This is a genomic window from Paraconexibacter sp. (assembly GCF_041602235.1).
Taxonomy (GTDB): Bacteria; Actinomycetota; Thermoleophilia; order Solirubrobacterales; family Solirubrobacteraceae; genus Paraconexibacter.
The window spans coordinates 1-10,157 of record NZ_JBFIGP010000127.1; the positions used below are offsets into that span (position 1 = coordinate 1).

Sequence of the window (10,157 nt, forward strand, 5' to 3'; positions counted from 1 at the left end):
CCTCCTACCATCGGAGGCGATGGCCGTGATGATCGCCTCAGACCTCGGGAAGGACATGGCGGGCGCCCCGTTGCTGCGGGGCGTGTCGTTCAAGCTCGAGCGCAAGGACCGCCTGACGATCGCGGGCCGCAACGGGGCGGGCAAGACCACCCTCCTGCGGATGCTCGCCGGGGAGACGTCGTTCGACGGCGGTGAGCTCGTCCTGGAGAAGAACTGCAAGGTCGTGCTGCACGACCAGCGGCCGCCGCGGGACCAGGACGTGACGCTTCGCGACTACGTGCTGTCGGCGTGCACCGAGCCGCTGCAGCTCGAGGCGCAGCTCGGCGAGCTCGAAGCGCGGATGGGGGAGGGCGACGAGTCCGTCTTCTCCCGCTACGCGGACGTGCAGGCGCGGTTCGAGGCGGCCGGCGGCTACGGCTGGCGCGAGGCGACGAACTCGGTCATCCACGGCCTCGGCTTCGTCGACGCGGATCTGGACCGTCCGCTGCACACGTTCTCCGGGGGGCAGATCACCCGCGCCTCGCTGGCTCGTGCACTCGCCGCCGCCCCCGACCTGCTGCTGCTCGACGAGCCGACCAACCACCTCGACATCGAGTCGCTGGAATGGCTGGAGCAGAAGCTCATCTCGCTCGACGCCGCGGTCATCATGGTGGCCCACGACCGCTGGTTCCTGGAAGCGGTCGGCACGTGCGTCCTGGAGATCGAGGCGGGACGGACCCGCTTCTTCAAGGGCACGTGGCACACCTGGCGCAAGGAGCAGGCCGCCCGCGAGCTGGCGCTCGGTCGGGCGATCGAGAAGCAGCAGGCGGAGATCGCGCGGATGGAGGCGTTCGTCGAGCGCTTCCGGGCGAAGGCGTCGAAGGCCAAGCAGGCGCAGTCCCGCGTGAAGGCGCTGGACAAGATCGAGCGGATCACGCGCGATCCGCGTGACACCCGCGAGATGGGCTTCCAGTTCAAGAAGGCCGAGCGGACCGGGCGGGTCATCTTCGAGCTCGAGGGCGCCCACCTCGAGGTGGGCGAGCCGCCGAAGGTGCTGCTGCACGACGCCGAGCTGTGGCTGGAGCGCGGGGAGCACGTCTCCCTCGTGGGCTCCAACGGCACCGGCAAGTCGACGCTCGTGAGCGCGCTGACCGGGCAGCGGCCGTTCGACGCGGGCAAGCTGAAGACCGGGCACAACGTGAAGGTCGGCTACCTCTCCCAGCACGGCGACGAGCTCGAGAAGGACGGGGCGCGGACCGTCGCGGAGGCCGCCGTCAAGCGCACCGGCCTGAATCCGGGCGAGGCCCGCTCGCTGCTGGGCAAGTTCCTCTTCAGCGGTGAGGAGCAGGAGAAGCCCCTCGACGGGCTCAGCGGTGGCGAGCGTCAGCGGCTCTCCCTGGCGATCCTGGTCGCCTCGGGCGCCAACGTCCTGATCCTCGACGAGCCCACCAACCACCTCGACCTCGAGAGCCGCGAGGCGCTGGAGGACGCGCTGACGTCCTTCGACGGCGCGCTCATCCTCGTGAGCCATGACCGTGCGCTCCTGGAGGCGGTCGGCAGCCGCACGATCGCGGTCGAGCGCTTCGGTCTGCGCAGCTACGTCGGCGGGTGGCAGGAGTACTTCGCGGAGCGTCAGGCGCGGCGGGCGGCCGGGATCGACGACTCCGACGTGCCGGTGCCGCCGGCGATGGGCCGGGCGAGCGCCCGGTTCGGCAGCGAGGAGCGGGGGCCCGACGGCCGTGCCCTGAAGAGGAGCTCGGCGGCTTCTGCTGCGGGGGAGGGGTCCGGACATCCCCCCGCGCTGCGACGCTCCGCGTCGGACGCCGCTCCGGGGGACGTCCGGACCCCTCCGGCGAACGGCTCCTCCGGATCGGGGGCGGCTCCGAAGGCGCCGTCGAAGAACCGGTTGAAGCTGCAGAGCAAGCTCGAGAAGGCCGTCGAGGATGCCGAGGCTGCGCTGGTCGCCGTCGAGGAGGAGCTGGCGGCTCCCGAGGCGTGGGCGACCAAGTACGAGTCGGCCAAGTCGACCGCGAAGCACACGGCGGCCAAGCGGGCGGTCGAGGACGCATACGCCGCGCTCGAGGCGTTCGAGGAGCAGGCCCCGGTCTGAGCGCGCGCGGCGGCACCGTCGCCGATCACACCATCTTCACCCGCTGATCACCGGTCGGTCACGGGGCGCGGGCCGGGCGGGAGGAACCTCCGGCCATGAACACCCACGACCATCACTCCGCATCGACGACGGAGTTGTCGCCCCGACTGGGGTTGAACGTCCACCGCCAGCACTGGCCGACGACCACCATGCTGAAGGGCGTCGAGGCCGCCGGCTACGGCTGGGTGCAGATCCACACCCCGCCGCGCGGGATGCTCTGCGACCGCGAGCGGCTGCGGCGCCACGCGCGCGGCGTGCGTGCCGCCCTGGAGCCGACCGGGCTGCGGCTGCTGCTCCACGGGCCCGACGACCTGTCGCTCGGCGCCCTGGATCACGACCGGGCGTTCGACGGGCTGCTCGACTACGCCGTCGAGGCGCGGGCCGAGATCGTCGCCTACCACGCCCTCAACCACCTGGACGCCGACGGCCCCGCGGGCGAGCGGTCGCGGTTGCGCGCCGAGGGTGAGGAGCGCGCGCTCGCCCGGCTCGGCCGGCGTGCGCACGCCCTCGGGATCACGGTGGCGGTCGAGAACCTCGCGCCGGTCCATCCCGGCCCGGCGTACCTGTCGCACGACCCGCTTCGGGTCCACGATCTCGTCCGCCGCCTGCGCAACCCCTCCGTCGGGATGCTCCTGGACATCGGTCACGCGCACATCACCAGCGGCATCGCCGGCACCGACCTCGGGGACGTGGTGGCTCGCGTGGCGCCGGAGGTGGCGCTGTTCCACGTCCACGACAACCTCGGCGCGCGACGCCACGACCTCGGCTTCCCGGGGGTCGACCCGCTGCGCCTGGACCTGCATCTGCCGCCCGGCGCGGGCACGCTGCCCTGGGACCGCGTACGGGACGTGCTGCTGGGCCACCGCGCCCCGCTCATGCTCGAGGTCGAGCCGTCGCACCGGCCCTCCTCGTTGTCGCTCATGGCGGTCCAGACGACCGCCGTCCTGCACGGTGCGCGACCGATGGTGGCGGCTGCGGCGTGACCGGCCCGGCGACCCTCAGTTGCAGGTGGCGCACCGACCGCTCGCGCAGTCGCACGCGGTGAGAACCGGAATACCCGCGGTGGCCCTCCAGCGGCGCAGCCACGGCAGCGCGCTGCGCTCGAGCCGGTCGGCGAAGCCGCCCGGCCAGCAGCGCCGCTTCAGCAGCTCCTGGACCTGACGGGCTTCCTCCTCGGAGCGATTGTCGATCGCCCAGATGTGGAGGGGCACGTTGGAGGGGTCGGCGTCTGACGCCACACCCTGATCATCGACCGCTGCGGCCGACAGCTGAAGCCGGCCGGCGGGGCGGTGGTCCGCGGGACTCCGCCCCGCACCGGGCTCAGGCCATGTGGGCGACCTTGCCGATCGCCTCCTGGAACATCGTGACCTCACCGGCGATCGCGCCGCCGGTGGCACCCTCCAGGTGCCGGAGATCCTCGACGACCATCTGGGCGTCGACGGTGTTGCGCCGCCACTCCTCGTCCGCGCGCAAGCCCGCGATCTGCTCGGGGCTCCCGGTGACCTGCATGTACCCGCCCATGTGGCCGTTGGGGTGCATGAGGACGACGTCGAACCGCTCGATGCTGCCGTCCTGCTGCCGGCGGCCCAGGATGCCGATCGCTTCGTTGAACACCTCCAGGCTGCGTTCCTCTCGTCCGGGGATCACCGATCCCCATCCGATGAACAGGGCGCTGTCCGCCATTACGGACTCCTTCCGTCGCGGCCCGGCCGGACCGCTCCGGGCCTGTCCCTCGACGCTCGCACCATCCGCCTCTCGGGGCAATCGTCCGTCCGTCCGCCGGCATGAGGTCCGGCGGCAGCGCCCGCACACCGCGTGCCGTAGGTTCCCGCGGGTGACCGACGATCGTGAGCTCCAGGCCGTCCGGGCCCTCGTGTCCGCCGCCCGCGCGGTCGGGCGAGGGACCACGTCGATGCGCGTCTCCCTGGGGATGGCGCACGCGCTCGTCCCCCGGGACCTCGTCCCGTCGGGTCTCGCCGATGAGCTCTGGCCCGATCTCGAGGAGGCCGCCGCCGCCGTCGAGCCGCTGCCGTGGAAGGACGTCGAGAAGGTCCTCAAGGACGCGTGGGACGGCAAGCCCTCGGACGAGCTCGACGATCTCGACACCACCCCTCACGTGGTGACCGCCGCCACGCAGACGCACCTGGGGGCCCGGGAGGGCCGGGCCGTCGCGGTCACCGTGCTGCGCCCGGGCCTGGCGGGCATCGTCCGCTCCGACCTGGCGCTCGCCGACCAGCTCGTCGGCCCCGCCCGTGCCGCCTTCCCGTCCGTCGACGTGCAGGCGGTCGTCCGGGAGGCGCGTGAGCGCGTGCTCGACGACCTCGACATGGAGCACGTCGCCGGACACCAGCGGTCGCTGCACCGGGCGCTGCGCCGCCATCCCGACCTGGCGGTGGCGGCACCGCTCACGGACCTGTCCCACGCCGGGGTGCTCGTCCGCGAGCACGTCGACGGCACGCCGATCCTGGAGCTCACCGCCGAGGAGGACCGCCGCCGGGCGGCCGAGCTGCTGCTGCGCTTCGCGGGGGGCGCCGTCCGGCACGGCTCGGTCGTCGCGGACCTGCGGCCCGACACGCTCGTGCTCGACCGGGACGGTCGGCTCGTCGTGCTCGAGGCCGCCGGCCTCGCGAAGGTCGGCGCGGACCGCGCCGATCTGGCGGTCGCCGCCCTGGAGGCGCTGCGTGACGGTGACGACGACGCGGCGGCGCAGGTCATCGCACGGCTCGGCGCGCTGCCCGCGGAGCAGGCGCGCGTGGCGGCCGCGCTCGGACGCGAGCTGATCGGCGAGGTCGCCGGCGACGGACCCCACACCCTGGACCTGGCGCTGGCCCGCACCGTGCTCGAGCGTGTCGACGATCGCCTCCGCGACGTGCTGGCGCTCGCGGAACACGCCACGCTGCCGCCGTCGGACCTGTGGCCGCTGCGGGGCCTGGGCCAGGTCGTGGTGCTGGTGCTGCGCCTCGGTGCCACGGTGGACTGGCTGCCGATCGTCCGCGACGCCGCGCGCGACGGCTGGGGCGACTGACCCGGCACGCGGTCATCGACCGGCCACATGGCCGCGGGCCCCCGAGTTCGGCGCGGGTCGTGTGGACCCGCACAGCGGGCGCCGCCCGGCGTTCACCAGGTGGTCACCTCGCGTTGGCATCCGGTTCACACGGGCCGCCCTGCGCCACGTGAAGCTGCGGGACGTCACCAAAGATCGACGAGAGGAGTCGCACCGATGACGCTCCACCGCACCAGCCGCGCCGACCTGCACTGCCACAGCACGGCAAGCGTCCTGTCCAAGCTCGGCGTCCAACGCGCCCTGGGCCTGCCGGAATGCGCAACCCCGCCCGAGGACGTCCTCGAGCTCGCCACCCGTCGCGGGATGGACTTCGTGACGATCACCGACCACGACACGATCACCGGCGGATTGGAGATCGCCGATGACCCGCGGGTCTTCCTCAGCGAGGAGGCCACGCTCTGGTTCAAGGGCGAGCCGCAGGCCGTCCACGTCCTCGTCTACGGCATCACGCCGGACGATCACGAGTGGATCCAGGCGCACAACAGCGATGTCGAACAGGTCGCGGAGTACCTGCACGAGGGCGGCATCACCTGCGCGCTCGCCCACCCGTTCTACGCGGTCGAGGCGCCCTTGACCCCGCGCCACCGCCGCCGGCTCGCCCAGCTGTTCCCGATCTGGGAGACCCGCAATGGCTCCCGGGCCCGGGAGCTGAACGCTCCGGCCGCCGTGTACATCGAGACCCACGGCGGGACCGGCATCGGCGGCTCCGACGATCACGCCGGCGTCGACATCGGCCGCACCTACACCGAGACGCCCCTGTGCGCCACGCCGCAGGAGTACCTCGCCCACATCCGCGCGGGGCGCGCCACGGCTCGAGGCGACCAGGGCAGCGCGGCGAAGTGGGCGCACGCCGCGATGGGCCTGGCGACACGCGCGCTCGGCGTGCCGGGCCTCGACGAGCCCGCGCCGAACCCACGGATCGTCCTCACGATGATCGAGCGGCTGATGCGCGAGGGCGATGCCCGTTCGGGTGCCGCCGTCGGCAGCGACCTGGGTCCGCAGGATGCACGGGCCCTGCTGCGCGCGTGGCTCGACGCGATCGACTTCGACGGCACCGAGACCGAGCTGCTGGCCACCCTGCAGCACGAGGACTTCAGTCACGCCGACCTGTATCGCAAGGCCCGGCGGGCTCACGAGCGCAAGCTCGCGGCCCAGGTGGAGACGGTCATCGCCCTCACATCCGATCCGAGCACGACGGCGGCCGAGTACCTGCCGGGTGCGATCGGGTTCTTCGACGCCTGCGTTGCGGCGATCCCGTACGCCCCCGCCTCCGCGTTCCTCGGCAAGGCGAAGGCCAAGCTCGTGCACCGGGAGAACGAGCCGTTGCGGGTCGCGCTGGTCGCGGACGGGGTCGGCGGCATGCACGGCGTCACCCACACACTCCGGGAGATCCGGGAGCGCGGCGTCCCCGGCTTCGAGGTGGAGGTCGTCGGGACCGACGCGAACGTCGACCGCCGTCTCAGCGCGGTCGCGGAGGTCGACATCCCGTTCTACGCGGGGCTCCAGGTCGGCGTGCCGAGCCTGCCCGCCGTGGTCGAGACCCTGGCTGACGGGCGGTACGACCTGGTGCACCTCTGCTCGCCCGGTCCGACCGGGATCGCCGCGGCGCTGGTGGCGCGGATCATGGACCTCCCGGTGCTCGGCAGCTACCACACGGAGCTCGCGGCCTACGCCGGGCTGCGGTCCGCCGACCCGCTGCTGGAGCACGGCGCTCGCGCCGCGATCGCCGCGTTCTACGGCCAGTGCGACCACGTCCTGACCCCGTCGCCGGCCAGCGACGAGGTCCTACGGTCCATGGGGATCGCCGAGGACAGGATCGGGCGCTGGGACCGCGGCGTGGACACCTCGCGCTTCGATCCGGCCAAGCGGACTCCCGGGCTCCTCGGCGGGGACGCGATCAACGTCCTGTACGTCGGGCGGCAGACGAAGGAGAAGGGAGCGGACCTCCTCGCCGACGCGTTCCTCCGGGCACGCGAGACCAACCCCCGACTGCACCTGAACCTCGCCGGCGGGGGGCCCGAGGAGGAGCACCTGCGCGAGCGACTCGGCGACCGCGCGACGTTCCTGGGCTGGCTGGAGGGAGAGGACCTCGCTCGCGCCTACGCGAGCGCCGACGTGTTCCTGTTCGCGAGCCGGACCGACACGTTCGGCCAGGTGCTGCTCGAGGCACAGGCCTCAGGGGTCCCCATCGTCGCGGTCGCCGAGGGCGGACCGTGCTCGATCGTCGAGCACGGGGTGACGGGCGTGCTCCGCGAGGCCGACGCGGATGCCCTGGCGGCCGCGCTCAACGACCTGGCCAACGCGCCGCTGCAGCGGGAGCGGTTGGCGCGCAACGGGCTCGTCGCGGTGCGTGAGCGCACCTGGGAGCGGGCCCTGGCGCGCCTTGCGACCGGGTACGACCGGGCGTTGGACGCCGGTGGCGCACCGCTGGAGCTCCGTCGGGCAGCGTGACGGCACCGCCCCCGCGGCACCGTCACGGACCCGCGCCGAACGACGTGCGCGGCGGCGGACTCCGGTCCAGCCGCTGGGCGTCGCGGGCGTGGCGCTGCCCGTCGGGCGTCGGCGACCCGGTCGCCTCAGAACCGTCAGCTTGGCTACCATGGCTCTGCGCGGGGGACCGTGGCAGGGCTCGCGCGCGCGGTACTGAGACATGGCTCGCGGGAGTAGGGCGACCCCAGGAACGTCGGGGTCTGGCCGCGTCCGGTTTCGGCCGATCGACCTCGATCAGCCGGCATTGCCGCTGACTGCACCACACCGAAGAACGGACTCCGGGAGACGGTATGAACGAACTCGAACGCACGTCAATCCGCCACACCTGCAGGGCCTTTCGGCTTCGCCGTACGCTCGCCTCCGCGACGCTGACCTCGCTGGTCGCGATCCTGGGCGCAGGGCTGGTCGGTGTCGCGCCGGCCTCGGCCTGGAGCTCACGCTCCGCCGAGCGCGTGCTGCGCACCTGCGTCAACCACGAGCGGGCGATCCACGGCCTGCCGAAGCTGCGATTCAGCAAGGCCCTGCGCTCCGCGGCGCGCTCACACGCGCGCTCGATGGCCCGCGGCGGCTACTTCTCGCACACCGACCGCAGCGGCGGGAGCGCCTACCAGCGTGTCGCGCGCCGCACGGACCGGTACCGCCGGGGCGTCGGTGAGAACATCGCCGCCGGTCGCTGGACGATGAAGCGCACGTGCCGGGAGTGGATGCGGAGTCCCGGTCACCGGGCGATCATCCTCGACCCGAGCTTCGAGTACTCCGGCGCCGGCGTGATCCGGGGCGGGCGGTACGGGCGCTACATGGTGCTCAACGTCGGCGACTCGCGCTAGCCGCGGACGGCTCGCCGCGAGGACCCCGTCACGGGATCGCCACGTCGGAGATCGCCGTGTCGACCTCGGGGTTCTCGATCTGTCCCAGGCGCTCGATGAGCTTCGTCCACTGGTTGGGCTTCAGCACCGCGTCGATCTGACGTCCGAGCTTGTCGCCGGTCCCGCGCGGGCGGAACCCGATGTGGATGTGGTCGGCGTGGTCGGGGAGCGCAAGCGTGTTGTCGGCGCCCTCGAAGGTCATGAGGCTGATGATCTGGTGCGGCTTCATCGTGCCCTGGAGCGTGAGCAGACGACGGATGGCGAGGTCCGTGATGGATCCGTCGCCCTGGTGCCCGAGGATCGGGATGCCGTTGATCTTGGCGATGTCGATCGCGGTCCCCGTCGTGTGCTCCGACACGTTGCCGGAGCTCGTGTAGCGGCCGTGGCCGCACCGAAGGCTCGTGACCGTCGGCTCGAGACCCGAGGCGGCGAGGAACTCGAGGGTCGCCAGCACGCGACGGTCCACGACACCGGCGCGGATGTCGTCGCGACCGCACGGGTAGATCTCGATCCGCTCGTTCTCGAGCACGCGACGCTGCAGCGCCTCCTTGCCGAGCAGCAGGATCTGTCCGATGGTCGGGGCCTTGGCGTCCGGTCCGAAGAACGGGTTGCGGCCCTTCGCCCGGTAGATCGCGGTCGACTCGAGCAGCTTCCACCCGTCGAGGATCGGCTTCGGATCGATCCGCGGCGCTCCGCGTCCGGCGGGACGGATCTCGAACTGCACGTGCGAGGCGATCCGCTTGGTGGCCTCGTCGATCCGCCCGACCGTGGTACCGGCGAGCACGCGCGAGCCGACCCGCAGCGGTCGGCGCACGAGGCGCACGTCCTCGGCCACCTGCGGGGTGGCGGGGTCGGCGCCGTCGGACTCCGGCTCCGAGTCGCCGGTGTCGATCGGTGCGGCCGCGCCGTCCGTGGCGAGCTGGCGGTCGCCTCCGGCCCGGTAGGCGGCCGGACGGGATGGATTGGCGAACAGGCGGACCTTCGACGAGCGCTCTGACGCGGCGTCATCGGCCGGGGCCTCGGCGGCCGGTGCGGTACGGCGACGGGGCGTGGCGCTCGCCGCGGTCCTGGGTGCCGGGTCGCGGGGGGTGGAGGAGTCCGAACGCCGCCGCGCATCGGCGTCCTCGTCGTCGACCGGCACCAGGTGGGTGTCGGCGACCTTGCCGAGATGTCCGTAGGTGTAGGTGTTGCCGTAGACGTCCCGGAGCTGGATGAAGCGCCCGAGACGACGGGAGACGCCCATGCGGGTGATCCGCCCGTCCTGCACGGCGATCACCCGCGACCCTGCGTCGGCGAAGATGGCGATGCTGCGTCGTCCGGCGGTGCTCTCGACGACCTTGGCGGCGTTCTGGCCCCGGGCGACGCGGGCCTTCGTCTCGCGCTCGCTGAGGTCGTCGGCGTAGGTGGCCTTCGCACGGACGGGGAAGTGCCCCTGGGTCAGGCCCGTGAGCGAGCCGACGAGGTCGGCGGGCAGCCCGCCGATCAGCCGGGCGCGCATCAGCACGCTGTCCACGTACCAGTCGGCGTGGTTGTAGGCGAAGATCGCCTTGCGGATGTCGTCGTCGGCACCCGCGGCCTTCAGGTACCGCGCCGCGGCGAAGATCGCATC

7 protein-coding genes and 1 pseudogene are annotated in these 10,157 nt (G+C 72.7%); 5 read left to right on the top strand and 3 right to left on the bottom strand.

All coding sequences use genetic code 11. The annotated features are described in order from the left end of the window. Both abc-f and ABYE80_RS11495 read left to right on the top strand, forming a co-directional pair. Positions 1-2,089, top strand: a 2,089-nt coding sequence (gene abc-f / locus ABYE80_RS11490) for a ribosomal protection-like ABC-F family protein (RefSeq protein WP_372790417.1), incomplete at its 5' end; no start/stop codon positions are given. A gap of 95 nt (positions 2,090-2,184) precedes the next feature. Continuing rightward, positions 2,185-3,111 carry a sugar phosphate isomerase/epimerase family protein gene (locus ABYE80_RS11495; protein ID WP_372790418.1) on the top strand — a complete coding sequence of 309 codons (927 nt, stop codon included), beginning with the start codon at positions 2,185-2,187 and terminating at the stop codon, positions 3,109-3,111. 15 nt (positions 3,112-3,126) lie between these two features. Here the strand turns inward: ABYE80_RS11495 and ABYE80_RS11500 are convergent, their stop codons facing one another. Beyond that, entirely contained in the window at positions 3,127-3,366 is a 240-nt protein-coding gene (locus ABYE80_RS11500) for a hypothetical protein (protein WP_372790419.1), read from the bottom strand. An 82-nt stretch (positions 3,367-3,448) separates the two neighbouring features. Next, positions 3,449-3,811: a hypothetical protein gene (locus ABYE80_RS11505; protein WP_372790420.1), complete on the bottom strand. Its 363-nt coding sequence runs from the start codon at positions 3,809-3,811 to the stop codon at positions 3,449-3,451. 151 nt (positions 3,812-3,962) lie between these two features. Between ABYE80_RS11505 and ABYE80_RS11510 the strand changes: the two genes are divergently transcribed. From ABYE80_RS11510 to ABYE80_RS11520, 3 genes are all read left to right on the top strand, one after another. Then, positions 3,963-5,153 (top strand): AarF/UbiB family protein, encoded by a 1,191-nt coding sequence (locus ABYE80_RS11510; RefSeq protein ID WP_372790421.1) that lies wholly within the window; start codon positions 3,963-3,965, stop codon positions 5,151-5,153. 195 nt (positions 5,154-5,348) lie between these two features. After that, complete coding sequence (locus ABYE80_RS11515; protein WP_372790422.1) at positions 5,349-7,643, top strand: glycosyltransferase; 2,295 nt, start codon at positions 5,349-5,351, stop codon at positions 7,641-7,643. Between the two features lie 329 nt (positions 7,644-7,972). Then, positions 7,973-8,509 carry a CAP domain-containing protein gene (locus tag ABYE80_RS11520; RefSeq protein ID WP_372790423.1) on the top strand — a complete coding sequence of 179 codons (537 nt, stop codon included), beginning with the start codon at positions 7,973-7,975 and terminating at the stop codon, positions 8,507-8,509. Positions 8,510-8,537: 28 nt separating this feature from the next. On the opposite strand, the pseudogene ABYE80_RS11525 reads toward ABYE80_RS11520, so the two are convergent. Further along, positions 8,538-10,157 (bottom strand): annotated as a pseudogene (locus ABYE80_RS11525) (hypothetical protein); the annotation flags it as partial.